This is a genomic window from Micromonospora sp. NPDC049282, from assembly GCF_043197045.1.
In the GTDB taxonomy this organism is placed as follows: domain Bacteria; phylum Actinomycetota; class Actinomycetes; order Mycobacteriales; family Micromonosporaceae; genus Micromonospora.
Genome location: NZ_JBICSL010000013.1, coordinates 95,202 through 120,484 on the forward strand (window position 1 = coordinate 95,202; position 25,283 = coordinate 120,484).

Sequence of the window (25,283 nt, forward strand, 5' to 3'; positions counted from 1 at the left end):
TGGCCCGTCCGGCGCCCCGCGCGCCCTGCCGCCCCCCCCCCCCCCCGGGGGCCCCCGGGGGGGGGGGGCCCGGGGGGGGGGGGCGGCCCCCCGGGGGCCCCCCCCGCCACCCGCGGGCGGCTCAGCCGGGTCACTTACCGGCGGCCGCACCGTTCTTCAAGGCCGCCTGCCACTGCTCGTCGGCCGACTTGCCCTGCTCCACGGCGCGCAGCGTGTTCTCCACGGCGGTGCGGACCGCGTTGTTCTTCGGGCCGAGGTAGACCGGCTTCAGGTCGGTGGCGCCGGCGGCGAAGATCTTGCCGACCGGGGCCTTGCTGAAGTAGTCGTTGGTCGAGTCGGCCACGGCCGGGTCGGTGAGCGCCTGCGGGTTGGACGGCAGGTTGCCGACCGCCTTGAACGCGCCGATCTGGCCCTGCGCGCTGGTCAGGAACTTGGCCAGCTCGATGGCCTCCTTCTGGTGCTTGCTCGACTTCGGCACGCCGAGGAAGGAGCCGCCCCAGTTGCCGCCGTTGCCGGGGGCCTTGGCGACGTCCCACTTGCCGGCCGCCGCGTCACCGGCCTGGCCCTTGATCACACCGGTCATCCACGCCGGGCAGGCGATGGTGGCGAAGCTGCCGTTCTTGAACCCGGCGTTCCACTCGTTGGAGAAGGACTGCAGGTTGTTCGACAGCCCGGCGCCGATCATCTTGGTGGTGAGCTGGTACGCGGCCTGCACGTCCGGGTTCTGGTCGATGACCAGCTTGTTGCTCTTGTCGTAGTACGTGTAGCCGGTGCCCTGGCCCGCGATCTGCATCAGCACCACGTTGAAGAAGTTGGTCGCCGAGTCGACGAACTTGTGCTTCTTGTCGGCGCCGGCGAACTTCTGGCCGGCCTCGATGAACTTGTCCCAGGTGGGCCAGAGCGCACCGACCTGCTCGCGGTCGGTGGGCAGGCCGGCGGCCTTGAACAGGTCGCTGCGGTAGCACAGCGCCATGCCGCCGACGTCGGTGCCGAGGCCCAGCACCTTGCCGTCGGGGGTGCTGCCCTGCTCCCACTTCCACGGCAGGAAGTTGCCCTTGAGGTCGTTCGCGCCGTGGTCGGCGAGGTTCACGAACTTGTCGGCCTGCGCGTAGAACTGGACGATGGTGCCCTCTTCCAGGGCCACCACGTCGCCGGCGCCCGACCCGGCGGTGATCTGCTGGGTCAGCCGGGTGTTGTAGTCACCGAGGCCGAGGCCCTTGCCGCGCTCCTGGATCTTGACGTTCTTGTGCTCGGCTTCGTACTGCTTGTACAGGTCCTGGTAACCGAAGCCCTGGTCGCCGAAGACGTCGACGACCAGGGTGACCGGACCGTCGCTCTCGCTGTCGCCGCCGCCCGACGAGTCGTCGCTGCAGGCGTTGGCGGTGGCGAGCACCATGGCAGACGCGAGCGCGATGGCCGCGAGCTGCCGACGACGGATTGGGAAACTCATCCGAGACCCCTCTTTCGGTGGTGAGGCGAGTTATTTCGTGTGGTGGGGGGTGCGTTTCGCGCCGGGCCGGAGCGGGCAGAAAAGAGATTCACACCACTCCCGGGAGCGCTCCCATGAGATTGCCGGGAGGTAACAGGGGTGTCAATAGGCCGCTGGGAGCGTTCCCATTTCGTTACCGCCTGATCCGGGGCCCTCCTGCGGGCCCGCTCAGCAGCAGCGCCGCAGCAGGGTGGTGGCGCGGTCGGCGGCGAACGCGGCCGGGTCGAACGCCGGGCCGGCCCAGTCCCGCATGGTCGCGTGCTCCGGATGCGCCGGATCGGCGAGCGCGGCCAGCAGCACGGCGTAGCCCTCCGGGCCGCCCACGCCCTCCGGCGGAGCGGCCCGCTCCCCGTCCACGCAGACCGGGTAGCGCTCGTCCGGGTCGGCGGCGCAGACGTCCTCCACCACCAGGTCGTGCTCCCACCAGTCGCCGAAGTCGTAGGTGTAGCGGAACCGGTCGCCCTTGCCCACCACCGCGTCCAACCGGACGTCCAGCTCGTCGCGGAGCGCCAACTCGCCGTCCGGATCGGGCTCGCCGTACTGCCGCCCGTCGATCTCGAACGAGTGCAGGTGGCAGTCACGCCAACCGATCGCGTGCTGGAGCACCCGGTGCAGCCGGTCCAGGGTGTAACCACCGGGCACCAGCACCCGCCGCCAGACCGGCGGCCGGACCCCCGCCAGCGACACCATCAGCTGGAAGACCTGACGCGGCACGTGCTCCCATCCTTCCTCGGCATAGGCTGCCCGCATGATCTGCCGAGCCTGCCGGGAGCGGCGGCACGACGACTGTCCTGGCCGGAAGTGGTGCGACTGCCAGCACCGTACCGCCGAACCCACCCCACCGGTCACCGGTCCGGCCGGCGAATGAGCGTCGGAACCCCGATCGAACGGATCTGGCCCGCACCCGTCACCGGTCCGCTCACCGACCCGCAGCTCACCGCGCTCTACGGCCGCGCGCCGCGACCGCACCTGCGGGTCAACTTCGTCGCCAGCGCGGACGGCGCGGTCACCCTGGACGGCTACTCCGCCGGCCTCTCCGGCGAGCCGGACAAGCGCGTCTTCGGGATGCTGCGGATGCTCTGCGACGGCCTGCTGGTGGCCGCCGGCACGCTGCGCCACGAGGGCTACCGCGCGGTGCGGCTGGACGCCGGACGCCGCGCCTGGCGACGCGACCGGGGCCTGGCCGAGTGCCCGACGCTGGTGGTGGTCTCCGGATCGCTCGACCTCGACCCCGCCCAGGCCTGCTTCGCCGACGCCCCGGTCCGGCCGCTGGTGCTCACCCGGGACGACGCCGAACCGCCGGCCGGGCTCGCCGAGGTGGCCGACCTGATTCGCTGCGGCGCCGGCCGCGTCGACCTGACCGCCGGCCTGGCCGAGCTGCGCCGGCGCGGGCTGGACCAGGTGCTCTGCGAGGGCGGGCCGCACCTGTTCGGCGCGCTCACCGCCGCCGACCTGGTCGACGAGCTCTGCCTGACCGTGGCGCCGCTGCTCGCCGGCGCCGGGCCCGGCCGGATCACCGCCGGCGCCGGCAGCGCCCCACGGCAGCTGCCGCTGCGCCACGTGCTGGCCGCCGCCGACGGGGTGCTGATGCTGCGCTACGCCCGCGACCCGGGCGACCCGCCGCCCGCCGGAGCCGCGCCCGCCGCCTGACCCGTTCCCGCCGCCCGATGTCGCGGCACCGGCTGACGGCGCCCGGATGCACCGCCGTGCCGAAGCCGACCGACGCCCTGCCGGCGAGTCGCGGCATCGGCGAGTCGTATGCCGGACGACAGGTCACTCCGCAGCGACATACCTGAGAGTCGAAAGTATGCCTCTCAGGTATGTCGCTCCCGACCACGTCCTTGCCGCTTCCCGACACGCCGACAGGCGACACACCGGTGCGCCCTGACTGCTCCCGAGAGCCGATCCCGCAGCCGGCTCGGCACGGCACCCCAAACCGGGAAAGGGGCCTTAGCCTGGGGAAATGGACGTGACGGAGCGGTCCCTGGCGGGCCCGGCCCGGCGGCCGCTGCTCGCCGCCGCGCTGCTCACCGTCGCCGGACTGGTCGACGCGGTGTCGGCCTGGACGCACACCCGGCACGGGCGGTTCGCGGTGGCCACCGCCGACGGGGTCTACCAGGTCGACCTCGGCGCCTGGGCGTGGGCGCACCTCGCGGTCGGCGGCGCGGTCGTCGTCGCCGGCCTGGCCGTGTTCACCGGCCGGCGCTGGGCGGTGCCGCTGGCCTTCTGCTGCGTCCTGCCCGCGATCGTGGTCGACCTGCTCCTCTTCCCGTACGCCCCGGTGCGGACGGTCGTCGTGGTCGCGCTCGACGGGGCCGCGCTACGGCTGCTGGTGCGGCACCGCCGGACGACCCGGGCCGGCTGATCACCGCGCCTGGCAGACCTTGCCGGTACGCGCCGGGTCACCCTCCCGAGTCGCCGACCAGACCGGGTTCCGCGACAACAGCAGCGACGGCGCCTGCCAGGCCGAGCCGAGCCGCTGGAGCAGGCCGTACTCCCCGCGGGGCTGGTCGACCGGCGCGCCCTCCAGGAACCGGATCACCTGGTCCTGGACGGCCCGGTTGCCGATCAGCCCGCCGTGGAACGCGGGCATCTGGTAGACCGGCACGTGGCTGAACTCGCCCGGCGGGGCCTCGGCGGCGCTCACCGTCGGCAGGAAGGCGATGATCCGGACGCCGGGCACCGGGCAGAGCGTGCGGTTGCGATAGAACGGGGCGTCCACAAGCATCGACCGGACGAACTCCTCGTCCGGCGTGTCCTTCACCGGACGAGGCAGGTTGGCCAGCCAGAACAGTGCCCGCAACTGCCAGCCGGTGGCCACGCCCCACCCCTCGTACCCCGGGGGTGGGTAGTAGGTGCGACCGGCCTGCACCAGCGGGCTGAACAGCACCACCGCGGTCACCGGCCCGCGCGGCAGCTTCTCCAGGAAGGCCCGGGCCACCATCGCGCCCTCGCTCTGCCCGATCAGCGCGATCGGCCGTCCCGTCCGCCGGTGCAGCGCCTCGACCTGCGCGGCGAGCAACGTGGCGCTGGCGTCCAGCGACTGGTGGGTCGCCTCCGGCTCGTACGGCAGCGGACGGCCCCCGCGGTCCAGCCCGCGATAGGAGAACCGCTCCACCCGGGGATCGGCGGGCGGTGTGCCCCGCCAGCGCGAATCGTGCCCGCCGAGCACGATCACCGCCTCACGCACCCCGTCCGGCAGGCGCTGGGTCAGGACCGGCGGACGCCACGACCTGACCTGCCCGCCGGCCGCCACCCCGATGAACGACTCGGCCCAGATCGCGCCGACCACGGTCAGGACGATCACGATCGGCGCGGCCGGGACGCGGGGCAGCCGGACCCGGACGGGCAGCACCGCGGCGGCCACGGTACGCAGCCAGAGCGCGCCGTTCACCGCCCCGGCGAGCGCGGCGACCGGCACCCCCCACCAACCGGGGACGCTGGAGATCAGCGCGCCGGCCAGGGTGAGCACCACGAAGTTCAGCGTCGACCAGCCGAACAGCTCGATCGTGGGCAGCCCGCGCCACCACCGGTCCACCACCCCGGCGCGGGCCAGGAACGGCGCGGTCACCAGCAGCGGAGCCAGCGAGGCGAACAGGTACCAGGACAGCGCCACCGCGGAGAAGGCGACGGAGAGCGCGGCCCACGGCGAGACCACAAGCGCGGCCACCACCGCGACCTCCAGGTTGCGCCGCAGCAGCCACCGCCGCGTCGGCCGGCTCTTCCCGACCGGCCAGGCCAGCCAGGTCAGCAGCGCGGAGAGCAGCGCCCGGATCACGACCAGCGCGAGCAGGCCGAGCCCGTAGCTCACCCACGAGTCGTGGTAGACCAGCAGCCACCGCATGTCGTGGTACGAATCGTACGGCCAGACCGCGGTGACCTGCGGCGCGAGCCCTCGCGCGGCGTGGAACCGGGCGGCCACCAGCACCGCCTCCTCGACCGCCGGCAGGGCCGCGGCGAGGGCGAGCAGCCCGCCGAGCCGGCCCCGCCTCGACGCCACGTCCCTCTCCCCCGCTCTGTCCGGCCTCCCTGCAGGATCTCGCGCCGGGCGGCGCTCCGAGGCGGAATCGCACGTACTGTGGCCGACCGGATCCGCCCGGCGACCGGCCGGGACGCGCCGACGTGGCGTCCGACGCGTCGCGTGGCAACCTGTCGCATCTCTCGGGCAGGATGCAGGACGTGCGCCGTGACCGGAACGACCAGCCGACCGAAGACCGCCGATGACCGACGACCAGCTCGACGGGCCCGGCGAGGGTGTCGGCCGGGTGCTCGGCACCGCCGACGCCACCCCGCTCTCCTTCTGGACCGCCGTCGCCCCGGGGAGTTACCTGCAACTCGACGACGTGGTGGTGACCCGGCGCGAGCTGCCCGACCGCGAGCCGGTGACCATCGCCGGCGTGGTGACCCAGGTGCGCGCCCGGCACGAGGGGGCACAGTTCGACTCCGACGTCTTCGCCATCGCGGACGGCACCCTGCCGGCTCAGGTGCAGGAGGCCGCGGAGGTCACCACGACCCGGGTCGACCCGGAGTTCTACGTCCCACCCACGCCCGGCGCCGTGGTGCACCGGGCCGAGGGCGACGCCCGGGCCCGGGCCCTGCACTTCGACCGGATGGAACGGCGGATCCCGATGGGGATGGGCCGCGACGGCGTGCCGGTCTACCTCAACGCCGACTTCCTCGACGGCACCCGGGGCGCGCACGTCTCCATCTCCGGCATCTCCGGCGTCGCCACCAAGACCAGCTTCGCCACCTTCCTGCTCTACTCGGTGTTCCGCTCCGGGGTGCTCGGCGGCGACGCGGTAAACGCCAAGGCGCTGATCTTCAACGTCAAGGGCGAGGACCTGCTCTTCCTCGACCACCCCAACAGCCGGCTCGACGACCCGACCCGGGCGGCGTACGCGAAGCTCGGTCTCGACGCCGGCGCGTTCCCCGACGTGCGGGTGTACGCCCCGCCCCGGGTCGGTGACTCCTCCGGCACGCCGGACGTGAGCAGCCGGCTCACCGGCGTGGACAGCTTCTACTGGACGCTGAGCGAGTTCTGCGCCGACCGGCTGCTGCCCTACGTGTTCGCCGACGCCGACGACGAGCGCCAGCAATACACCATGGTGGTCCACTCGGTCGCCGCCCACCTGGCCCGCCACGCCCAGCCCGCCGACGGCGGGGTGAGCATCGACGGGGTCCGCCTCGGCTCCTACGCCGACCTGGTCGACCACGTCGTCGAGCAGCTCAACGACGACGAGACCCGGGGCGACTGGGCCGGCAGCGCGGTCGGCCTGGGCACGGTCAACGCGTTCGCCCGTCGGCTCATCGGCAGCAAGAAGGACCTGGGCCGGCTCATCCGCGGTGACCTGGCCACCCGCCGCCCGCACTCGATCAACACCGCGGAGAGCGCCCAGGTCACCGTGGTCGACCTGCACAACCTGCCGGACCGCGCGCAGCGTTTCGTGGTCGGTGTGACGCTGAAGAGCGAGTTCGAGCGCAAGGAGAAGGCCGGCACCGCCAAGCCGTTGCTCTTCGTCGTGCTCGACGAGCTCAACAAATACGCGCCCCGTGAGGGCTCCTCCCCGATCAAGGAGGTGCTGCTCGACATCGCCGAGCGGGGCCGCTCGTTGGGGGTGATCCTGGTCGGCGCGCAGCAGACCGCGAGCGAGGTGGAACGGCGGATCGTCACCAACTCGGCGATCCGGGTGGTGGGCCGGCTCGACCCGGCCGAGGCGTCCCGCCCGGAATACGGCTTCCTCCCGCCCGCCCAGCGGCAGCGCGCGTTGCTGGCGAAGCCGGGCACCATGTTCGTCAACCAGCCCGACATCCCGGTGCCGCTCTGCCTGGAGTTCCCGTTCCCGGCGTGGGCCACCCGCGTCTCCGAGGCCGGCCGCCCGCCGTCGGAGACGCTACGGTCGATCACCCAGGCCGCCGACCCGTTCGCGGTGGTCGGCTCCGGCTCCTCCGACGACGACATCCCGTTCTAGGCGGCACCCACCATGAAGATCCTGCACACCTCCGACTGGCACGTCGGCAAGGTCCTCAAGGGGCAGTCCCGGGCCGAGGAGCACACGCAGGTCCTCGCCCAGGTGATCGACATCGCCCGGGAGGAACGGCCCGACCTGGTGATCGTCGCGGGCGACCTGTACGACACCGCCGCGCCCACGCCGGAGGCCACCCGGCTGGTCACCCGGGCGCTGACCGCGCTGCGCCGCACCGGCGCCGACGTGGTGGCGATCGGCGGCAACCACGACAACGGGGCCGCGCTCGACGCGCTGCGCCCCTGGGCCGACGCCGCCGGCATCACGTTGCGCGGCAGCGTGCGGGAGAGTCCGGCCGAGCACGTCGTCGACGGGGTGACCCGCGACGGCGAGCGCTGGCAGGTGGCCGCGCTGCCGTTCCTGTCCCAGCGCTACGCCGTCCGCGCGGTGGAGATGTACACCTTGACCCCGGCCGAGGCCAACCAGACCTACGCCGACCACCTCGGCCGGGTGCTCGACAAGCTGGCCGAGGGGTTCACCGAGCCGGACCGGGTGCACCTGGTCACCGCCCACCTCACCGTGGTCGGGGCGAGCACCGGCGGCGGCGAACGGGAGGCGCACACCGTGCTCGGCTACGCGGTGCCGGCCACCGTCTTCCCGGGCAACGCGCACTACGTGGCGCTGGGCCACCTGCACCGTTCCCAACGGGTGATCGGCCCCTGCCCGATCCGCTACAGCGGCAGCCCGCTCGCGGTCGACTTCGGCGAGCAGGAGAACATCGGCTCGGTGACGATCGTGGAGGTGACCGCGACGACCGCCGCGCGGGTCCGGGAGGTGCCGGTGCCCGGCGCGGTGCCGTTGCGCACGGTACGGGGCACGCTCGCCCAGCTCGCCGAGATCGAGCCGCCCGACGGCTGGCTGCGGGTCTTCGTCCGGGAGCAGCCCCGGGCCGGGCTGCGCGAGGAGGTGCAGGAGTTGCTCCCCCGGGCGTTGGAGATCCGGATCGACCCGGAGCTGATGCCGGTGCCGGGCAGCGGCACCCGCACCGCCCAGCGGGCCGGTCGTTCCCCACGCGAGTTGTTCGCCGACTACCTGGGCAGCCGAGGGCACGCCGACGAGGGCGTCCGGGAACTCTTCGACGAGCTGCTCGAGGAGGTGGAGCACTGATGCGCCCGATGCGGCTGGACATGGCCGGCTTCACCGTCTTCCGCGAGGAGACCACCGTCGACTTCACCGACGCCGACTTCTTCGCGCTGGTCGGGCCGACCGGCTCGGGCAAGTCGACGGTGCTCGACGCGATCTGCTTCGCGCTCTACGGCACGGTGCCGCGCTGGGGCGGCACGCGGGGCCTGGCCAACGCGCTGGCGCCGTCGGCCACCGAGGCCCGGGTCCGGCTGGTCTTCGAGTCCGCCGGCGACCGGTACGTCGCCACCCGGGTGGTGCGCCGCGACGGCCGGGGCACGGTGAAGACGGCCAACGCCGGGCTCCAGCTCATGCCGCCCGGGTTCGACGTCACCAAGCTCGACACCGGGCTCAGCCCGGACGACCTGGGCGACGTGGTGGCCGGCACCCCGGCCGAGATGGAACAGGCGGTGCTCGACGCGGTCGGGCTGCCCTACGAGCAGTTCACCTCCTGCGTGGTGCTGCCGCAGGGGCAGTTCGCCGACTTCCTGCACGCCAAGCCGGCGACCCGCCAGCAGATCCTGGTCAACCTGCTCGGTCTGGGCGTCTACGAGGGCGTGCAGAAGAAGGCGGTCGAGCGCGCCGGGCAGGCCGAGGCGAAACTGGAGACAGTCGACAAGATGCTCGGCGGCCTCGCCGACGTCGACGACGCCAGCCTGACCGACGCCCAGGGCCGGGTCGACGCGGTGCGGGAGCTGGCCGGGGCGGTCGCGTCCGCCGTACCGGAGTTGGAGCGGGCCCGGTCCACGGCGGGCGAGCGGGCCACGGCCCTGGCCGCCCTCGACGCCGAGCTGGAGGTGCTGGCCGGGGTCCGGCCGCCGGACGGCACGGCGGAGCTGGCCCGGGCGGTGACCGCCGCCCGGGTGGCCGCCGACGAGGCGACCGCGGCGGTGGGGCTGGCCGAGGAGCGCGAGGAGAAGCTCCGCGGTGAGCTGGCCGCGGCCGGCGACGAGAGCGCGCTGCGGGTGCAGCTGCGGGCGTACGCCGACCGGGAGCGGTTGACCGGCGAGGCGGCCACGGTCCGCGCGGCGGTCGACGCGGCCGGCGCCGAACACGACGCGGCGGTCGCGGCGCTGGCCGCCGCCCGGGCCGCCGCGGAGCGGGCCGAGGTCGAGCTGGAGGCGGCGTTCCGGGCCCACGAGGAGGCCAAGGCGGCCGACCAGGCGGTGGCGCTGCGGGCGCACCTGGTCGACGGCGCGCCCTGCCCGGTGTGCGAGCAGGTGGTCACCGCCGTGCCGGCGATGCCGAAGGGCTCGGCGGTGAGCCGGGCGATCGCCGCCGGCAAGGCGGCCCGCGTCGCCAGCGAGGCCGCCAAGCGGGTGGTGCAGGAGCGCGACGTTGCCGCCCGCGACCTGGACCGGGCGCTGCTGCGGGTGCGGGCCGAGCACGACGGGCTCGGCGCGCGGCTGGCCGAGCTGGACGGGCAGCTCGCCGACGCCCCGGCGGCGGACGCGCTGCGCCTGTCGCTGGCCGAACACGCCCGGCTCCGGGCGGCGCTGGACGAGGCGGCCGGCGCGGTCCGGGCCGGGCGGGAGGCCGCCCGGCGGGCCCGGGGCACGCTCGACGGCGCGCAGGACCGGCTGCGCCGCGCCTGGCGCGAGTTCGACGCGGTCCGCGACGGGCTGGCCCGGTTCGGCCCGCCGGCCGCCGACCGCGACGACGTGGCCGCGGCCTGGGCCGCGCTGGCCGGGTGGGCGGGCGGGCAGGCCGACCGGCGGCGGGCCGACCGGGGCGGGCTGGCCGAGTCGGTCGACGCCGCCCAGCGGGCGGCGGCCGAGGTGGCCGACCGGATCGCCGGGTCGTTCACCGCCGCCGGGCTGGACGCGCCGGCCGACCCGCTGCGCGACGTGGCGGTGGCGGTCGAGCGGGCCGAGGCGGAGCTGCGCCGGCTCACCGAGCGCCGCGAGCAGGCGGTCGAGCTGCGCGAGCAGCGGGCCGGCCACGAACGCGAGGCGCGGGTGGCCCGCGCCCTCGCCGGGCACCTGCGGGCCAACAACTTCGAGCGTTGGCTGCTCACCGAGGCGCTGGACCTGCTTGTCGACGGCGCGTCGCGGATCCTGCGGGAGCTGTCCGGCGGGCAGTACGACCTGATCCACGACAAGGGTGAGTTCTTCGTAATCGACCACCACGACGCGGGGCTGCGGCGCGGGGTGCGGACGCTGTCCGGCGGGGAGACGTTCCAGGCGTCGCTGGCGCTGGCGCTGGCGCTGTCGGAGCAGCTGGCGGGCATGTCCACGAGCGCGGCCAGCCTGGAGTCGATCGTGTTGGACGAGGGCTTCGGCACGCTGGACGCGGCGACGCTGGACACGGTCGCGGCGACGCTGGAGAACCTGGCCGCCCGGGGCGACCGGATGGTCGGCGTGGTCACCCACGTCCCGGCGCTGGCCGAGCGGATCCCGGTCCGCTTCGAGGTCCGCAAGGACGCCCGCACGGCCCGCATCGAGCGGACCGGCCTGTGAGCGCGAGGAGTGCAGCGCAGCGGAGCCCCGCAGTCGCGAACGGAAGGCCAGCACTGTGAGCGCGAGGAGTGCAGCGCAGCGGAGCCCCGCAGTCGCGAACGGAAGGCCAGCCCTGTGAGCGCGAGGGACGCCGCGTGACGTCGCCGGCGGGTGCCCGGTTCTTCGTCGATTCGTGGGATCCGGCCTACGGGGCGTCGTTCGAGGCCGCGGGCGGGGCCGGGCCGGCGGCGCCGAGCAGCGCCCAGGTGGAGGCCGACGTCGAGCTGCCGGTCACCGACTGGCGGGCGATCGACGTCCGGCCGGGGGTGCGGGCGCCGGACGTGGTGCTGCTGGTCGACGGCGTACGCCGGATCGACGCCAGCGTCTGGACGGCCGAGGACGGCGGCTCGTTCCCCGGCATCGCCGCCTCGTACGCGGCCGGGGTGGTCCGCTGCGACCTGGACCGGGGCGCCGCCGAGCTGGCCGGGTCCCGGGTGGGCCGGGGGTTGTTCACGGCCAGCCCGTCGGCGCAGGACGTGGTGGCCGGCGCGATCCGCTACCCGGTGCACCGGGTCGGCGGCACCGGCGAGCTGAGCAAGTTGCCGGCCGCGGTGCAGGGCCCGCTCACCGCGCTGGAGGTGGCCGTCTCCGACGCGGTACGCGCCGACGGCGACCTGCTGGTGGTGGACGGTCCGCTGCGCAGCCGGCGGAACCTGCCGCGCACCCTCGGCTACATCAAGACCCAGCACAGCCAGTACCTGGACGCCCGGCTCACCTCGGTGGTGACCGGGCTGGCCCCGGGTCAGCGCTGCCCGGTGTTCCGGTTGGGCACGGCGTGGGGCGGCTGGTCCTGGTATCTGCGCCTGCCGGTGGCCGCCGGGGCGCCCTGGGCGGGCATCGTGCGGATGGAGTGCTCGGCCGAGCTGACCGTGCCGGAGGCGATCGCGCTGGCCGACCTGTCGCTGGTCACGCTGCCCCGGTTCGCGTCCACGCCGTACAAGGACCCGCGGGCCCCGCAGAACCTGGTGCCGATCGCCGGGCTGGAGCGCCGGCTGCGCGGGATGCTCGGCGACGCGCGGCTGCTGCACCGGGTGCTCACCTCGGCGGCGCGCGGAATCCGGCGCTGATGGGCCGGCGGCGCGACGAGGACCGGGTGGTGGCGGACGTGGACACCGGCCGGGCCGAGCTGGTGCCGGACCGGGACCGGCCCGGTTCCTGGACGCTGCTGCTGGACGGGGCGCCGCAGTCGCACGTGGACCTCGCCGACCCGACCCACCTGGAGTTCGAGTACGTCCGGCGGCTGGCCGCCGCGATCGACCTGGTGGCGCCCGCCGGCGCGCCGCTGCGGGTGTTGCACCTGGGCGGCGGCGCGCTCACCCTGCCCCGGTACGTCCAGGCCAGCCGGCCCGGTTCGACGCAGCGGGTGTCCGAGGTGGACGGCGCGCTGGTGGAGCTGGTCCGGCGGGAGCTGCCCTGGCCGTCCGATCCCCGGCTGCGGGTCCGGGTGGCCGACGCCCGGGCCACGCTGTCGTCCAGCCGCGACGGCGGGTACGACGTGATCGTGGCGGACGTCTTCGCCGGCGCCCGCACCCCGGCCCACCTGACCTCGGTGGAGTACGCCGCCGAGGTGGCCCGGGTGCTGGCGCCGGGCGGCTGCTACCTGGCGAACGTCGCCGACGGCCCGCCGCTGCGGCACGCCCGCGGGCAGGTCGCCACCGTGCGTACCGTCCTGCCCCGGGCCTGCCTGGTGGGCGACGCGGCGGTGCTGCGCGGCCGGCGGTACGGCAATCTGGTGCTGGTGGCGTCCCGGGTGGAGCCGCCGGTGCCGGAGCTGGCCCGGCGCGCGGCCGGCGACTGGTTCCCGGGCCGGGTGGTGGCCGGCGCGGAACTGGACCGGTTCGCCGGCGGGGTTCCGGTGGTGCACGACGCGGACGCCGTCGACTCCACCCCACCTCCGCCAGGAATTTTTTCGGTCAAACGTTGATCCGATCGACCGGACGGTGCGTATCCCCGGGCGGCCATGCCCGTGGGGGGCCGGCTGATGTCATCGGACAGCGGAGGTCTGCATGCATGCGGTGGCGGCCGGCTGGCACGGCGAGATGGCGAGGCCCGAGTGGATGTTCGCCCGGGCACAGCCGCACTCGCGCGCGTCGCGTTCGACCCGGGGGGTCGACGCACGTCCCGCCGATCGCCAGAATGACCCGGTGCCGCCCCGACCCGCCCCCGGACGCCATCAGGCGACCTCCACCGAGGCCAGTCACTCGGACCAACTGATCCGCCTGCTCTACGCCGAGCACGCCGGCCCGCTGCTGATGTTCGTGATGCGGTTGACCGGCGGGGACCGGCAACGCGCCGAGGACATCGTGCAGGAGACGCTGCTGCGGGCCTGGCGCAACGCGCATCGTCTCGGCGGGCCGGGGCAGGGCTCGCTGCGACCGTGGCTGGTCACGGTGGCCCGGCGGATCGCCATCGACGAGCACCGCAGCGAACAGGCCCGCCCGGCGGAGACGTACGACCGGGACCTGACCGCGTTCGCCGAGTCGGACAGCACCGACCGGGTGCTGCGCACGATGACCGTGGCGGACGCGCTGCGTACGCTGAGTCAGTCCCATCGGGAGATCCTGGTGGCGACGTACTTCCGGGGTCGGACCGTGCCCGAGGCGGCGGAGGAGCTGGGTCTTCCGCTCGGCACCGCCAAGTCGCGGGTCTACTACGCGCTGCGCGCGCTGCGCACCGCTCTGCAGGAGAGGGGGGTGACGGAATGAGCCGGGCCGACCACATGGACGTCGCCGCGTATGCGCTCGGCGTGCTGGACGCCCAGGACGCCGAGCGGTTCGAGGAGCACCTGGCCACCTGCTGGGCGTGTGCGGCGGAGCTGGAGACGATGGTGCCGGTGGTGGGGATGCTCGCCGGCATCGACGGCGAGGCGATGGCCGCGCTGGAGCAGACCCACACGGATCCGGCGCTGCTGGACCGGACGCTGATGTCGGTGCGGCGGGACCGGCGGCGTACCCGGGTGCGGCAGTTGCTGGCCACCGCGGCGGCCGTGGTGGTGTTCGGCGGCCTGAGCGGGGTGGCGGCCGGTTTCCTCGGCGACGACCCGCCGTCGACGCCGCAGGCCGGCCCGACGACGAACGTGCCCACCGCGGCGCCGAGCAGCGCACCTGTCGACCCGAACCGGCCGAACGTGGGCGGCGAGAAGGAGATCGAGGGCGACGAGCACAACGCCACCGACCCGGGCACCGGCGTGAAGACCACGATGTGGCTGGCGAAGAAGGAGTACGGCACCCAGATCAGCCTGCTGCTCAGCCGGCTGCCGGGGCCGCGCACCTGCCGGCTGCTGGTGGTGCGCAAGAACGCCACCAGCGAGGTGGTCGGCACGTGGTCGGTGCCGGGCAGCGGCTACGGCACCAACCAGAACCAGTTGTCGTTGCAGCTGAGCGCGTCCACCTCGGCGCCGCTCGGCGACATCCAGAAGGTCCAGGTGCAGTCGGTGGACGTCAACGGGGTGGCCAGCCCGCTGGTGACCGTCGCCGACCTCTGATCCACCGCGCCGACGGCGCCGGGCGGCTCGACCGCCCGGCGCCGTCGTGTCGTTTCCGGGCCTCCCCCTCGTGGTGCCGCACGCGCGGCGGCCCGGAACGGTTCAACCAGTCCACTGTGAAATGGACCACCCTTTTCGATTCAACCTTGACAGCATTGCCGCCCGTACTACTCGGCGAACTGCCAAGAACGAGGAGGGCACGTGGCACACCACATGCGGACGACCGTCATCGTCGCTAGCGCGATGGTCGCACTTACGGCCTGCGCCCCCGCGGGCTACAACGGGGCGAACTCGGGCGCGGCGGAGCCGGTCGCCGTCGCCGCGGCCGAGCCCACCGCGGCCGCCGAACCGGAGGCGTCGGCCTCGCCGGAGCAGCCGGCCGCCGACAAGGCGCCCCCGTCGGACGTGAAACTCACCGACGAACTGGTCGGCAAGAAGCTGCCCCGGATGGGCAAGGTCGTCACCGACCAGGACGGCTGGGTGCTGTACCGGTTCGACAAGGACTCGTCGAACCCGGCGCAGTCCAACTGCGTGGACAAGTGCGCCGAGGTCTGGCCGCCGGCGCTGACCGACGGCAACCCGCAGTTGCAGGGCGTCTCCGACGACAAGGTCGGCACGGTCACCCGCCAGGACGGCACCCGCCAGATCACCATCGGCGACTGGCCGGTCTACCGCTACATCGGCGACAAGAAGCCGGGCCAGTGGAAGGGCCAGGGCGTCGGCGGCACCTGGTTCGTCGTCGACCCGAACGGCAAGAAGAACCTGACCTGTCTGCCGAAGGGCACCCCGAAGGCGGTCGCCCCGCCCGCGTCGGGTGACTCGGGCAGCTCGGGTGGCGGCTCGGACTACTCGTACTGACCGCACCGGACACGGTGACCGGCCGCCGCCGGGGAGGGCGCGGCCGGTCACCGTCGTGGACCCGGGAGGCGGGGCGTACCGGCATCGCCCCGCCTCCCGGCCCGAACACCGTCGCGCGCTCCGGCGTGCGGCGGTGTTCGCCGTCACGGCCGCCCCGCGTGGCAGAGTGGCGGGGTGACCTCGCCCGCCGCCCGCCGGACGCTGCGCCCGCCGGCCGGCTACCGCCTCGCCGCCTCGGTGCGGGCGTTGACCTTCAGCCCGTACGACCCGTGCGCGCGGATCGCCGCCGGCAGCTTCTGGTGGGCCACCCGCACCCCGGACGGCCCGGCCACGCTGGCGCTGCGTCCGGAGGCCGGCGAGCTGGTCGCCGAGGGGTACGGGCCGGGGGCGGCGTGGGTGGTCGACCGCGCCGACGGCGTGGCCGGGCTGCGCGACGACCTGACCGGGTTCGCCGCGCTGGCCGCCACGCACCCGCTGGTGGCCCGGCTGGCCCACCAGCACCACGGGCTGCGGATGCCCGCCACCGGCCAGGTCTTCCCCCGGCTGCTGCGGGCCGTCTTCGAGCAGAAGGTCACCGGCAAGGAGGCCTACCGGGCGTACGCGGCGACCGTGCGGCACTTCCGCGAGCCGGCGCCGGGCCCGCTGCAACCGCTGCTGCTGCCACCGCGGCCGGCCGCGGTGGCGGCCACGCCGTACTGGGTGTTCCACCCGTTCGGGGTGGAACAGCGCCGGGCGGACACGCTGCGCCGCGCGGCCGCCGTCGCGGACCGGCTGGAACGCTGCGCGGACGCGGCCGAGGCCACCCGCCGGCTGACCGCGATCCCCGGCATCGGGCCGTGGACCGCCGCCGAGGTGGTCCGGATCGCGTACGGGGACCCGGACGCGGTGAGCGTCGGCGACTACCACGTGCCGAACACGGTGGCCTGGGCGCTGGCCGGGGAGCCGCGCGGTGACGACGCCCGGATGCTGGCGCTGCTGGAGCCGTTCCGGGGCCACCGGGGGCGGGTGTGCGTGCTGCTGGAGGCGGCCGGCGTGCAGGCGCCGAAGTACGGGCCGCGCGCCCCGATCCGCTCCTTCGCCCGCTACTGAGCGGTCACCGGCCGGCGCAGCGGCGCGCACGTACCGGCCACCTCCTCGCGCCGGGACACCCGCCAGGGTACGGCCGCCCGGGGCGGATGTGGTGAGCTGATCCGGCGACCGACGACGTGATCATCGCCCCCGCCCACGTGGGCCGGCTCTCGGTCGCCCCGGACCAGCAGGGGCGCGGCGTCGGCCGGGCGGCTGCTGACCGCGGTGGAGCAGGCCTGCGCCGGCCGGGTGCGGCGGTTCGCGCTGTTCACCGGCGCGCAGAGCGCCGACAACCTGAGCCTGTACGCCCGGCGCGGCTACCGGGTGGTGGCGCACCGGGCGGACGAGAACGGCAACCGGCTGGCGGTGCTGGAGAAGGTCAGCCCTGCTCGCAGCGGCGCCTGAGCCCGTCCGCCTCCTGCCGCAGGTAACGGCGCATGGTCGAGCCGCCGAACAGCCCGACCAGGCCGGCCAGCGGGCCGGTCTGCGTCAGCACCAGCTCGGCCCGGGTCCGGCCGTCGCCCAGCGGCGTCAACCGGTGCTCGCCCCGGCTGCGCACGCCGGGGCTCGCGGACTCCCAGACGAAGGCGTGGGGCGGGTCGATCTCGGTGACCCGCCAGACCGCGGGGCGCAGCCGGGGCTGCGTGAGCCGGGCGGTCGAGCCGAGGGCCAGCGGCCCGGGCTCCAGCCGGCGGGCGGCGGTGACCGAGGGCGTCCACTCGGGCCAGCGGTCCACGTCGGTCTGCACCGCCCAGACCTCATCGACGTCGGCGGCGATCTCGACGGACTCGACGAAGCGCATGCTGGTTCCTCCCCGGAGCCGGTCCGCCTCAGGCTACGCCGGGCGTCGACCGGGCGTGGTCCCGTGCTCAGGCGGCCTCGCGGAGGTCGGCCAGGCCGACCGGGGCGTACCGCCGGAGCAGCCGCTCCAGCTCGGCCACGGAGCCCGCCTCGCCGACCACGTTCGCGCCCCCGCCGTGCTCGGCCGGGTAGCGGTGCGCCAGCCGGTAGCGGTATCGCCCGCGAACCAGCTCCACGCTGACCCGCCAGCGCCCGCAGCATCCGCAGCTCCACTCCGGCACCCCGCGACGGTAGCTCTGACCTGCGCTTCCACCATCCGGTCGCGGGTGACGAAGCGGCCCGGGCCGGGACACGCCACCCGGCGTCGGCGGTGATCTGCCTCACGGGTGTCGGTGGGGTCTGGTTGACTGGTCGCCGTGGACCTGCCGATCAACCCGCCGGTCGAGCCGATGCTGGCCAAGAGCGTGGCCGAGCTGCCCACCGACCCCGGCCTGACCTACGAGCCGAAGTGGGACGGCTTCCGCTGCATCGTCTTCCGCGACGGCGACGAGGTCGAGCTGGCCAGCCGGGGCGGCAAGTCGATGACCCGCTATTTCCCCGAGGTGGTGGAGCAGGCGCGCCGCCAGCTCCCGCCCCGGTGCGCGGTCGACGGCGAGCTGATCGTGATCCGCCGCGACGGCCCGGGCGGGCAGCCGCGGCTCGACTTCGAGCTGCTGGCGCAGCGGATCCATCCGGCCGCCTCCCGGGTGAAGCTGCTGGCCGAGACCACACCTGCCGACTTCGTCGCGTTCGACCTGCTCGCCCTCGACGACGAGCTGCTCACCGACCGGCCCTACCCGCAGCGCCGGGAGCGGCTGGAGCGCGCCCTGGCCGGGGTCCGGCCACCGGTGCACGTGACCCAGGTGACCACCGACCCGGCGACGGCCCGGCGCTGGTTCGAGGTGTTCGAGGGCGCCGGCCTGGACGGGCTCATCGTCAAGCCGGCCGACCTGCCCTACGAGCCGGGCAAGCGACTGATGTTCAAGGTCAAGCACGCCCGCACGGCGGACGCGGTGGTGGCCGGCTTCCGCTGGCACAAGTCCGGCCCGGTGGTCGGCTCGCTGCTGCTCGGCCTCTACGGCGACGACGGGCTCCTGCACCACATCGGCGTCAGCTCCTCGTTCACCATGGCCCGCCGCAGGGAGCTGCTCGACGAGCTGGAGCCCTACCGCGACGTCGGCGGCGACCACCCGTGGGCGCACGGCGACCACGAGCGGGGCCAGCGCATCCCGGGCGGGGTGAGCCGGTGGACCGGCGGCAAGAACCTGGAGTGGGAGCCGCTGCGCCCCGAGCTGGTGGTCGAGGTGGCCTACGACGCGATGGAGGGCGACCGGCTGCGGCACACCGCCCGGTTCGTCCGCTGGCGCCCCGACCGCGACCCCCGCTCGTGCGACTACGGCCAGCTCGACCGCCCGACCCGCTTCGACGTCGACGAGGTGCTGCGCGGGGATCCGGCGGCGACGGTGAGCGACGCCGGCCGCCGGGCGTAGCCTGACGGTCCACCCGATCATGGAAGGCGCCCACGTGACCCGCTTCCCCGACCGGCCCCGCCGGGTCCGGCCCGTGCTGGCCGCGTTCGTCGCGGCGGTGGTGCTTACCGCCGGCTGCACGCTGCCGGCGTTCGCCCCGCGCGCCGAGAGCGAGGGCGAGGCGGCCCCGCCGGGCAGCGCGCCCACCTGGCGGTCCTGCCCGGAGGTGCCCGACGAGCTGGTCGGCCGGGGCGCGGCCGACATGCGTTACGAGTGCGCCCGGATCGCCGTGCCGCGCAACTGGGGCACCGGGGCGGCCACCGGCGCGACCGCCGGGCCGGGCACCGGCGAGACGTTCGAGATCGCGCTGATCCGGGCCCGCTCCACCAAGCAGCGCGACCGGATCGGATCGCTGGTGGTCAACCCGGGCGGCCCGGGGGCGTCCGGTGTGGACACCGCCGTCTACCTCTCCTTCGGCCCGGCCTTCGGCGGCCTGCCGACGGCGATCACCGACCGGTTCGACATCGTCGGCTTCGACCCGCGCGGGGTGGCCCGGTCCAGCCCGTTCAAGTGCATCCCCGACGCCGACCTGGACGCCAGCTTCGGCTACGACCCCGACCCGGAGAGCCAGGCCGCCTTCGACGGCTTCGTCGACCTCAACCGGCGCATCGGCGCGCGGTGCGGCGGGAAGTACGGCGACCAGCTCCCGCTCTACGGCACCGAGCAGGCCGCCCGGGACATGGACGCGGTGCGCGCGGCGGTCGGCGACGAGAAGCTGAGCTACCTCGGCTACTCCTACGGCACCCTGCTCGGGGCCACCTACGCCCAGCTCTACCCGCAGCGGGTGCGTGCGCTGGTGCTCGACGGCGCGGTCGACCCGAGGCAGCAGCTGATCGCCGGTTCGGAGAGCCAGGCGAAGGGCTTCGAGCGGGCGTTCGACAACTTCTCCCGGTGGTGCGCGGCGAACGCCGGGCGCTGCCCGATCGCGCCGGACGCCCGCGGGGCGGTGACCGCCGCGATCGACAAGGCCAACGCCTCGCCGGTGCGCGGCGCGGGCGGCCGGGAGGCCACCGCCGGCTGGGTCTTCTACGCGGTGATCTCCTCGCTCTACACCGAACAGGGTTGGCAGGAGCTGGCCCGGGCGATCGACGAGTTGCAGGGCGGCGACCCGGCGGGCGTGTTCAAGCTCGCCGACGCGTACGCGGGCCGCGAGGACGACGGGCACTACTCCAACCTGTTCGACGCCAACATGGCGGTCAACTGCGCCGACGAGACCGAGAAGCCGACCCGGGAGCAGGTCCGGTCGTTGCAGTCGCAGTGGCGGCAGAAATATCCGCTGTTCGGTCCGGCGCTGGCGGTGGGGATGCTCGGCTGCGTCGAGTGGCCGGGTGGGCGTGACCCGTACCCGACCGGGCGGGCGGCGGGCGCGCCACCGATCCTGGTGGTCGGCACCACCGGCGACCCGGCCACGCCCTACGAGCAGACCGCCGCGCTGGCCTCGATGCTGGGTGTCGGCCGGGTGCTCACCTGGGAGGGCGAGGGGCACACCGCCTACCCGCAGACCCGGTGCGTGACAAGCGCCGTCGACGCGTACCTGATCTCGCTCACCGTCCCCCGGGAAGGGCTGCGCTGCCCCGCCCGGTGACGGTGCGGCGGCCGGTCAGCCGGCGGTCGGCGGGGTCCAGCCCTCGGGCAGGTGCCCGACGCGGACCCGCTGCGGGTGGTCGCCGACCGGGATGCTTGCCACCTTCTGGCCGGTCGCGAAGTTGATCGCGGTGACCTGGTCGGCACCGGATTCGGAGATGACGCAGTCCCGGCCGTCTCCGCTGACCGTGGCCCAGTACGGCTTGCTTGCCGGCACCAGCGGGCCCTCGCGCAGCGTGGCCCGGTCCACCACGGTCGCGTAGTCGTCCATGGTGCCGGCGACGCAGAGCCGCGAGCCGTCCGGGCTGACCGACAGGCCGTGGTGCCGCGAGTCGTTCACCCAGGTGGTGCGGTCCTCGCTGGTGGCCGGGTTCTTCGGCAGCGTGGCGACCCGGGTGATCCGGTCGGCGGCCACGTCGTACTCGACCAGGCCGTTGAAGAACGACACCTGGAAGTAGAGCCGGCTGCCGTCCGGGGTGAACACCGCCGGGCGGACCGCGTCGGAGAGGTCGCGGCGACCGGCGGCGTCCAGCCGGTCCCGCATGTCAATCACCTTGACCACACCGAACGTGCTGGTGTCGGCGACGGTGATCTTCCGGTCTCCCTTGGTCCAGTCGAGCCAGGGCGCGTCCAGGTCGGTGTTGACCTCGCCGATGGACATGTTCCACAGTCGACGGCCGCCGTCGGTGAAGATGTTCTCGTGCGGCTTGTCGCCGGCGCCGAACGAGCCGAGCTGCGCTCCGGTGCGGATGTCCAGCAGGTGCACGTTGTTCGAGGTGGAGGCGGAGACCGCCACCCGGGTGCCGTCCGGCGACACGGCCATGTGGTCGGCACGGTAACCGGAGACCGGGAAGCGCCAGCGGATCCCGCCGGTGGCCAGGTCGATCGAGACCACGTCGGCGAAGCTGGGCCGGGACACGACCAGGGCGCTTCCGTCAGGCGTGGTGTACATGTCGTCGACGAGTTGGTCGTGGCCCTCCCCCGGGCCCTGCCGGATGCCGAGGAAGTAGGCCAGCTTGATCGGGTTCAGATAGATCTCGCGCAGCCGCGCGGTCCGGTCCGGGATCACGTTGATCCGACCGAGCCTGGCGTAGTCGCCGCGGGAGCGGATGACGTCGGCGGTGCCGTCCCAGTTGTTGCCGACGAACATCACCTCCTGGAGGGCGGCGGCGGCCGCGGCGGGCGCGGGCGCCGCCGCCAGCGGGGTCGGCACGGCGAGCGCGAGGGCGGCCAGCGCGGCGAGTCCGGCGCGGCGGCGGGATCGGGACGGGCGGGGTGGCACGGGGGTCATGGACGCCTCCTGACAGCCAGTGGGACATCGACGTTTCTCGGTGGCTCAATCGGTGTTACCTTGCGGTAACAACCAGGAGAGCAACCGGCCGGCCGCCCGTACTAGGGGCCGGACGCCAACGCCCGACCGGCCCGGTTGTGCCGCGACGACAACGGGAGGCGGCGGGCGCCGATGACCCGAACTCCGAACGCCCCCACGTTCGGCGCGCTGCTGCGCGACCTGGCCGCCGACGCGGTCGCCGTGGACGAGGTGGCGCGGGCCGCCCGCACCGCCTCGCCGGAGGTGGCCCGCCTCCCGGCCGCGGAGGTCCGCCGCCAGGTCGTCCTGCTGCTCACCAGTGGCCTGGGCGCGCTGGAGCGCCACGAGGATCCCGCCGGGCGTGACTTCACCGAGGCCCGCCGGCTGGGCGCCGACCGGGCGGCGCAGGGCATCTCCGTCGCCGGCCTGCTGCGCGGCGTGCAGGCCGGCCGGGACCGGGCGGTGGAGTTGGTGGTCCGGCACGGCCGGGCCGCCGGCATCGCGGACGAGGTGCTGCTGGAAGGGCTGCTCGTCATCGGCCGGTACGCCGCCGCGGTGGAGCGGGCGGTGGTGGACGGGCACCGGGCGGCCGAGCGTGAGCTGGCCGGCGGCGGCGCGGCGGACCGGGCCCGCCTGCTGCGCCGGCTGCTGCTCGACGGGCCGGCCGGCACGCCTTCGGCGGAGCTGCCCCGGTTCGGGTTACGGCCGGAGGGCCGCTACCACTGCCTGGTCGCCACCCGTGCGGATCCGGTGCGGTCGTACGCCCTGCACCGGCAGCTCACCCGGCACGGCGGCCTGCTCGGCACCGTCGAGGACCGGCTCGCCGGCCTGCTCCCCCGGTTGCCGGTCGCCGCCCCGCCCGACCTGCTGGCGCTGGTGGCGCCGGCGCAACCGTTGGAGCGGGCCCCGGCGATGTACGCGCTCTGCCTGGCGGCGCTGCGCACCGCCACGCACCGGCGGCTGAACGGGTTGCGTCGGGTGACCGACCTGGCCGGGGAGACCGCGCTGGCCGCCCAGCCGGCCCTGGCCGAGTTGCTGCGGGGCGCGCTGCTCGGCGCGCTCGACCCGGCCGACGAGTTCCACCGGGAACTGGCCGCCACGGCGCTCGCGTGGCTGGACCACGGCCAGCGGCTGGACCAGACCGCCGCCGCGCTGCACGTGCACCCGAACACGGTGCGCTACCGGCTACGCCGACTGCGGGAGGTGACCGGCGGGCCGCCCGTCGAGGACGGGGCGCGGTGCACGGTGCCGGAGACCGTCCACTGGTGGTGGGCGCTGCGGAGCTGGCTGGACGGCTGTGCCGCGCCCGACCTCACCGGCGGCGCCGCCGGTCACCGGGCCTGACCTGGAGCGTCGGGCGGGCCGGCTCGGGCAGCACGACACCCTGCCGGGCGGCCATCTCCTCCAGGGTCCGGGGCGAGTTGGCGAACCAGACCAGGCCCCGGTAGATCAGGCGGAACGGCAGCAGCAGGAGTTCCATGGCGTCATGCTGCCCGGCGACGACAAGTGGCGCGGCCCATCGTCACGGGTCGCTGTGCCAGGCTGGCCGGATGACCGACGTGATCTTCCGGGAGGCGGTCCGGGCCGACCTGCCCGCCGTGCTCGCCCTGCTCGCCGACGACGTGCTGGGCCGGGCCCGCGACCTGCCCGAGGTCGACGAGGCGTACGAACGGGCGTTCGCCGACCTGGACGCCGACCCGCGCAACCACCTGATCGTCGCCGACGACGGCGGGGAGACGGTCGGCTGCTTCCAGATCACCTACATTCCCGGTCTGGGCCGGCACGGCGCCGAGCGTTCGCTGATCGAGTCGGTGCGGGTCCGCTCCGACCGGCGCGGTCGCGGGCTGGGCCGGGCGATGATGCGCTGGGCGATCGACCAGGCGCGCGAGCGCGGCTGCACGCTGGTGCAGCTCACCACCGACAAGCGGCGCGCCGACGCGCACCGTTTCTACCGCGACCTGGGCTTCGTGGCCAGCCACGAGGGGATGAAGCTGGCCCTGTAGGGGGTACCGGATCCCTCCGGCGGGGGAGGGCGCACGGACCGCCGCCGAGCAGGCTGAGGGGCACCCACCGAGGAGGCCCGATGACCGCCGAACCGCTCTCCCCGCCGACCGCGCACCCGCACGACGGCCGCCCGCCGCAACCGTGGGCGGTCCGGGCCGCCCACCTGATTCCGCTGGTCGTGCTCCCCTCCGGGCTGTGGCGGATCGCCCTGGTCGCCGGCGTGCCGATCGGCGCGGTGGTGGCCGGCGGCCGGATCCGGCCCGGGCTCGGCGAGAGCGTCTACATCGTCGCGCTCAGCCTGGTCTCGGAAGGGCTGGCGTTGCTCGCCCTGGGCCTGGTCCGCCCGTGGGGCGAGGTGTTCTCCCGCCGCCTCCCGGTGGTCGGCGGCCGGCGGGTACCGCCGGCGTTCGCGGTCACCGCCGCCACCGCCGGCGCCGCCGCGCTCACCCTGATCTGGGGGTACGCGACGTGGGGCGTGCTGGTCGACGGCAACGACCTGGGCCTGCCGGCCGGCGGCTTCGCTCTGCTGGTGGCCTGCTACGCCCCGCTGCTGCTCTGGGGCCCGCTGCTGCTCGCGGTCACCTGGGCCTACCACCGCCGCCGCTCGGGCAGCGCCCGCTAGTCGGTGATTCGGGGATGCCCGGTGCCGGCGTGCCTGATCCAGCAGGTGCGCCTTTCGTGGTCGACCAGGTACCAGACGCGGCCTCCGGCGGTGACCTCGTACTGCCACTGCCACTGCGGCAGCGGTTCGCGGTTGTGCACGCCGACGGCGAGGGAACCCTTGAGGGGATGCTGGCGGCTGGTCGGCGGGGCGGGGCAGGGGTCGGCCTCGATGGCGTCGAACGCGGCGCGGGTGTTGGCCGTCGCTTGGTGGCACAGCTCCTCCCAGCCCTTGGCCGCGTCGTTGGTGGCGAACCGCAGGGCGTAGCCGCCGCGGCGGCGCGGCGGGGCGGCCCGGTCGCCGCGCTTCGCGCTCACGCCGTGCTGGCCGGGCGCGTGACCGGCCCGAAGTCGTCGTCGCTGGGCGCGACCAGGATGCGGCGCAGGTCGGGGTCGGCGTGGACCTCGGCGGTGTGCCGCCACTCGGCGAGCAGTTGCGACAGCGCGGCCGTGTTGCCCACCGCGGCGGCCGCCTCCGCCGTGGCGATGAACTCGTCGGCCATCTGCTCGGCATCCCTCGGCGGCAGGAACCGCACCCAGGGCAGCACGGTGGGCAGCGCCTCGCGTACCAGGTCGGGGTCCCGGCGGACCAGGGACGCCAACAGCCGGGCGGTCAGGTCCACCACCTCGCCCTCGGCGGCCGCGCGGTCGGCGGACATCAGCACCAGGTCGGCGGCGTCCCGGCGGCGCAACCGCAGCGCGCGGGCCCGGGACAGCCGCTCGGTGGTTTCGGCCGGCTGACGCAGCAACTCGGAGAACGGCACGGACTCCAACGGCATGGACATGACATCAACACTACTTCAGAAGTAGTGCGA

The 25,283-nt window shown here is 74.7% G+C and carries 25 protein-coding genes and 1 pseudogene; 17 read left to right on the forward strand and 9 right to left on the reverse strand.

Features of this window, described 5'->3' with window-relative positions:
* Positions 1-130: 130 nt before the first annotated feature.
* Positions 131-1,450 (reverse strand): ABC transporter substrate-binding protein, encoded by a 1,320-nt coding sequence (locus tag ACGFI2_RS21055; protein ID WP_393519550.1) that lies wholly within the window; start codon positions 1,448-1,450, stop codon positions 131-133.
* A gap of 207 nt (positions 1,451-1,657) precedes the next feature.
* The gene (locus ACGFI2_RS21060; RefSeq protein ID WP_393519863.1) at positions 1,658-2,203 is read right to left on the reverse strand and encodes a plasmid pRiA4b ORF-3 family protein; all 546 of its coding nucleotides are present in this window, start codon (positions 2,201-2,203) and stop codon (positions 1,658-1,660) included.
* A 150-nt stretch (positions 2,204-2,353) separates the two neighbouring features.
* Between ACGFI2_RS21060 and ACGFI2_RS21065 the strand changes: the two genes are divergently transcribed.
* Together ACGFI2_RS21065 and ACGFI2_RS21070 are read left to right on the forward strand one after the other, a co-directional pair.
* Positions 2,354-3,139 (forward strand): pyrimidine reductase family protein, encoded by a 786-nt coding sequence (locus ACGFI2_RS21065; protein WP_393519553.1) that lies wholly within the window; start codon positions 2,354-2,356, stop codon positions 3,137-3,139.
* Between the two features lie 313 nt (positions 3,140-3,452).
* Positions 3,453-3,854: a hypothetical protein gene (locus ACGFI2_RS21070; protein WP_393519556.1), complete on the forward strand. Its 402-nt coding sequence runs from the start codon at positions 3,453-3,455 to the stop codon at positions 3,852-3,854.
* Here the strand turns inward: ACGFI2_RS21070 and ACGFI2_RS21075 are convergent, their stop codons facing one another.
* Positions 3,855-5,489, reverse strand: coding sequence for an alpha/beta hydrolase (locus ACGFI2_RS21075; protein ID WP_393519559.1), 1,635 nt, complete (start codon positions 5,487-5,489; stop codon positions 3,855-3,857).
* A 220-nt stretch (positions 5,490-5,709) separates the two neighbouring features.
* Between ACGFI2_RS21075 and ACGFI2_RS21080 the strand changes: the two genes are divergently transcribed.
* The 10 genes and pseudogenes from ACGFI2_RS21080 to ACGFI2_RS21125 all read left to right on the forward strand — a co-directional run.
* A complete protein-coding gene (locus ACGFI2_RS21080; protein WP_393519562.1) occupies positions 5,710-7,458 on the forward strand; it encodes an ATP-binding protein in 1,749 nt (582 codons plus the stop codon).
* A 12-nt stretch (positions 7,459-7,470) separates the two neighbouring features.
* Complete coding sequence (locus ACGFI2_RS21085) at positions 7,471-8,619, forward strand: exonuclease SbcCD subunit D (protein WP_393519564.1); 1,149 nt, start codon at positions 7,471-7,473, stop codon at positions 8,617-8,619.
* Positions 8,619-11,093, forward strand: coding sequence for an AAA family ATPase (locus ACGFI2_RS21090; protein ID WP_393519567.1), 2,475 nt, complete (start codon positions 8,619-8,621; stop codon positions 11,091-11,093). The genes ACGFI2_RS21085 and ACGFI2_RS21090 overlap by 1 nt, the downstream gene beginning before the upstream one ends.
* A 134-nt stretch (positions 11,094-11,227) precedes the next feature.
* Positions 11,228-12,199, forward strand: coding sequence for a hypothetical protein (locus tag ACGFI2_RS21095; RefSeq protein ID WP_393519570.1), 972 nt, complete (start codon positions 11,228-11,230; stop codon positions 12,197-12,199).
* Positions 12,199-13,056, forward strand: a complete 858-nt coding sequence (locus ACGFI2_RS21100; RefSeq protein WP_393519573.1) for a spermidine synthase — start codon at positions 12,199-12,201, stop codon at positions 13,054-13,056. Before ACGFI2_RS21095 ends, ACGFI2_RS21100 begins: the two co-directional genes overlap by 1 nt.
* An 82-nt stretch (positions 13,057-13,138) precedes the next feature.
* Positions 13,139-13,837: a sigma-70 family RNA polymerase sigma factor gene (locus tag ACGFI2_RS21105; RefSeq protein ID WP_393519576.1), complete on the forward strand. Its 699-nt coding sequence runs from the start codon at positions 13,139-13,141 to the stop codon at positions 13,835-13,837.
* Positions 13,834-14,616, forward strand: a complete 783-nt coding sequence (locus ACGFI2_RS21110) for an anti-sigma factor family protein (protein WP_393519579.1) — start codon at positions 13,834-13,836, stop codon at positions 14,614-14,616. Before ACGFI2_RS21105 ends, ACGFI2_RS21110 begins: the two co-directional genes overlap by 4 nt.
* A gap of 201 nt (positions 14,617-14,817) precedes the next feature.
* On the forward strand, positions 14,818-15,474 hold the full coding sequence (locus ACGFI2_RS21115) for a hypothetical protein (protein ID WP_393519582.1): 657 nt from the start codon (positions 14,818-14,820) through the stop codon (positions 15,472-15,474).
* Positions 15,475-15,648: 174 nt separating this feature from the next.
* The gene (locus ACGFI2_RS21120) at positions 15,649-16,563 is read left to right on the forward strand and encodes a DNA-3-methyladenine glycosylase family protein (protein ID WP_393519585.1); all 915 of its coding nucleotides are present in this window, start codon (positions 15,649-15,651) and stop codon (positions 16,561-16,563) included.
* Positions 16,564-16,694: 131 nt separating this feature from the next.
* A pseudogene (locus ACGFI2_RS21125) lies at positions 16,695-16,947 on the forward strand (GNAT family N-acetyltransferase); the annotation flags it as partial.
* On the opposite strand, the gene ACGFI2_RS21130 reads toward ACGFI2_RS21125, so the two are convergent.
* A complete protein-coding gene (locus tag ACGFI2_RS21130) occupies positions 16,922-17,344 on the reverse strand; it encodes an SRPBCC family protein (protein ID WP_393519588.1) in 423 nt (140 codons plus the stop codon). The pseudogene ACGFI2_RS21125 and the gene ACGFI2_RS21130 sit on opposite strands and share 26 nt — an antisense overlap.
* 67 nt (positions 17,345-17,411) lie before the next feature.
* Positions 17,412-17,624, reverse strand: coding sequence for a hypothetical protein (locus ACGFI2_RS21135; RefSeq protein ID WP_393519591.1), 213 nt, complete (start codon positions 17,622-17,624; stop codon positions 17,412-17,414).
* 135 nt (positions 17,625-17,759) lie between these two features.
* Here ACGFI2_RS21135 and ACGFI2_RS21140 point away from each other — a divergent pair, with 135 nt between their 5' ends.
* Both ACGFI2_RS21140 and ACGFI2_RS21145 read left to right on the forward strand, forming a co-directional pair.
* Positions 17,760-18,872 (forward strand): ATP-dependent DNA ligase, encoded by a 1,113-nt coding sequence (locus ACGFI2_RS21140; protein WP_393519594.1) that lies wholly within the window; start codon positions 17,760-17,762, stop codon positions 18,870-18,872.
* A 19-nt stretch (positions 18,873-18,891) separates the two neighbouring features.
* A complete protein-coding gene (locus ACGFI2_RS21145; protein WP_393519597.1) occupies positions 18,892-20,496 on the forward strand; it encodes an alpha/beta hydrolase in 1,605 nt (534 codons plus the stop codon).
* Between the two features lie 15 nt (positions 20,497-20,511).
* Here ACGFI2_RS21145 and ACGFI2_RS21150 read toward each other — a convergent pair whose 3' ends face one another.
* Positions 20,512-21,786: a YncE family protein gene (locus ACGFI2_RS21150; protein WP_393519600.1), complete on the reverse strand. Its 1,275-nt coding sequence runs from the start codon at positions 21,784-21,786 to the stop codon at positions 20,512-20,514.
* A 171-nt stretch (positions 21,787-21,957) separates the two neighbouring features.
* Between ACGFI2_RS21150 and ACGFI2_RS21155 the strand changes: the two genes are divergently transcribed.
* On the forward strand, positions 21,958-23,148 hold the full coding sequence (locus ACGFI2_RS21155) for a helix-turn-helix domain-containing protein (RefSeq protein ID WP_393519603.1): 1,191 nt from the start codon (positions 21,958-21,960) through the stop codon (positions 23,146-23,148).
* On the opposite strand, the gene ACGFI2_RS21160 is transcribed toward ACGFI2_RS21155, so the two are convergent.
* On the reverse strand, positions 23,117-23,284 hold the full coding sequence (locus ACGFI2_RS21160) for a hypothetical protein (protein WP_393519606.1): 168 nt from the start codon (positions 23,282-23,284) through the stop codon (positions 23,117-23,119). The two genes, ACGFI2_RS21155 and ACGFI2_RS21160, sit on opposite strands and share 32 nt — an antisense overlap.
* Positions 23,285-23,354: 70 nt before the next feature.
* Here ACGFI2_RS21160 and ACGFI2_RS21165 point away from each other — a divergent pair, with 70 nt between their 5' ends.
* Together ACGFI2_RS21165 and ACGFI2_RS21170 are read left to right on the forward strand one after the other, a co-directional pair.
* On the forward strand, positions 23,355-23,807 hold the full coding sequence (locus tag ACGFI2_RS21165) for a GNAT family N-acetyltransferase (RefSeq protein ID WP_393519609.1): 453 nt from the start codon (positions 23,355-23,357) through the stop codon (positions 23,805-23,807).
* 80 nt (positions 23,808-23,887) lie between these two features.
* Positions 23,888-24,430, forward strand: a complete 543-nt coding sequence (locus ACGFI2_RS21170) for a hypothetical protein (RefSeq protein ID WP_393519612.1) — start codon at positions 23,888-23,890, stop codon at positions 24,428-24,430.
* Here ACGFI2_RS21170 and ACGFI2_RS21175 read toward each other — a convergent pair.
* Positions 24,427-24,786: a hypothetical protein gene (locus ACGFI2_RS21175; RefSeq protein WP_393519614.1), complete on the reverse strand. Its 360-nt coding sequence runs from the start codon at positions 24,784-24,786 to the stop codon at positions 24,427-24,429. The two genes, ACGFI2_RS21170 and ACGFI2_RS21175, sit on opposite strands and share 4 nt — an antisense overlap.
* Positions 24,783-25,253 carry a hypothetical protein gene (locus tag ACGFI2_RS21180; RefSeq protein ID WP_393519617.1) on the reverse strand — a complete coding sequence of 157 codons (471 nt, stop codon included), beginning with the start codon at positions 25,251-25,253 and terminating at the stop codon, positions 24,783-24,785. The genes ACGFI2_RS21175 and ACGFI2_RS21180 overlap by 4 nt, the downstream gene beginning before the upstream one ends.
* Between the last annotated feature and the right edge of the window lie 30 nt (positions 25,254-25,283).

What these genes read in the sequence shown, in the direction of transcription:
- ACGFI2_RS21055 (WP_393519550.1), bottom strand. Translation starts at nt 1,450, where the DNA reads ATGAGTTTCCCAATCCGTCGTCGGCAGCTCGCGGCCATCGCGCTCGCG.
- ACGFI2_RS21065 (WP_393519553.1), top strand. Translation starts at nt 2,354, where the DNA reads ATGAGCGTCGGAACCCCGATCGAACGGATCTGGCCCGCACCCGTCACC.
- ACGFI2_RS21070 (WP_393519556.1), top strand. Translation starts at nt 3,453, where the DNA reads ATGGACGTGACGGAGCGGTCCCTGGCGGGCCCGGCCCGGCGGCCGCTG.
- ACGFI2_RS21080 (WP_393519562.1), top strand. Translation starts at nt 5,710, where the DNA reads ATGACCGACGACCAGCTCGACGGGCCCGGCGAGGGTGTCGGCCGGGTG.
- ACGFI2_RS21085 (WP_393519564.1), top strand. Translation starts at nt 7,471, where the DNA reads ATGAAGATCCTGCACACCTCCGACTGGCACGTCGGCAAGGTCCTCAAG.
- ACGFI2_RS21090 (WP_393519567.1), top strand. Translation starts at nt 8,619, where the DNA reads ATGCGCCCGATGCGGCTGGACATGGCCGGCTTCACCGTCTTCCGCGAG.
- ACGFI2_RS21100 (WP_393519573.1), top strand. Translation starts at nt 12,199, where the DNA reads ATGGGCCGGCGGCGCGACGAGGACCGGGTGGTGGCGGACGTGGACACC.
- ACGFI2_RS21105 (WP_393519576.1), top strand. Translation starts at nt 13,139, where the DNA reads ATGCATGCGGTGGCGGCCGGCTGGCACGGCGAGATGGCGAGGCCCGAG.
- ACGFI2_RS21110 (WP_393519579.1), top strand. Translation starts at nt 13,834, where the DNA reads ATGAGCCGGGCCGACCACATGGACGTCGCCGCGTATGCGCTCGGCGTG.
- ACGFI2_RS21130 (WP_393519588.1), bottom strand. Translation starts at nt 17,344, where the DNA reads ATGCGCTTCGTCGAGTCCGTCGAGATCGCCGCCGACGTCGATGAGGTC.
- ACGFI2_RS21145 (WP_393519597.1), top strand. Translation starts at nt 18,892, where the DNA reads ATGGAAGGCGCCCACGTGACCCGCTTCCCCGACCGGCCCCGCCGGGTC.
- ACGFI2_RS21150 (WP_393519600.1), bottom strand. Translation starts at nt 21,786, where the DNA reads ATGACCCCCGTGCCACCCCGCCCGTCCCGATCCCGCCGCCGCGCCGGA.
- ACGFI2_RS21155 (WP_393519603.1), top strand. Translation starts at nt 21,958, where the DNA reads ATGACCCGAACTCCGAACGCCCCCACGTTCGGCGCGCTGCTGCGCGAC.
- ACGFI2_RS21160 (WP_393519606.1), bottom strand. Translation starts at nt 23,284, where the DNA reads ATGGAACTCCTGCTGCTGCCGTTCCGCCTGATCTACCGGGGCCTGGTC.
- ACGFI2_RS21165 (WP_393519609.1), top strand. Translation starts at nt 23,355, where the DNA reads ATGACCGACGTGATCTTCCGGGAGGCGGTCCGGGCCGACCTGCCCGCC.
- ACGFI2_RS21170 (WP_393519612.1), top strand. Translation starts at nt 23,888, where the DNA reads ATGACCGCCGAACCGCTCTCCCCGCCGACCGCGCACCCGCACGACGGC.
- ACGFI2_RS21180 (WP_393519617.1), bottom strand. Translation starts at nt 25,253, where the DNA reads ATGTCCATGCCGTTGGAGTCCGTGCCGTTCTCCGAGTTGCTGCGTCAG.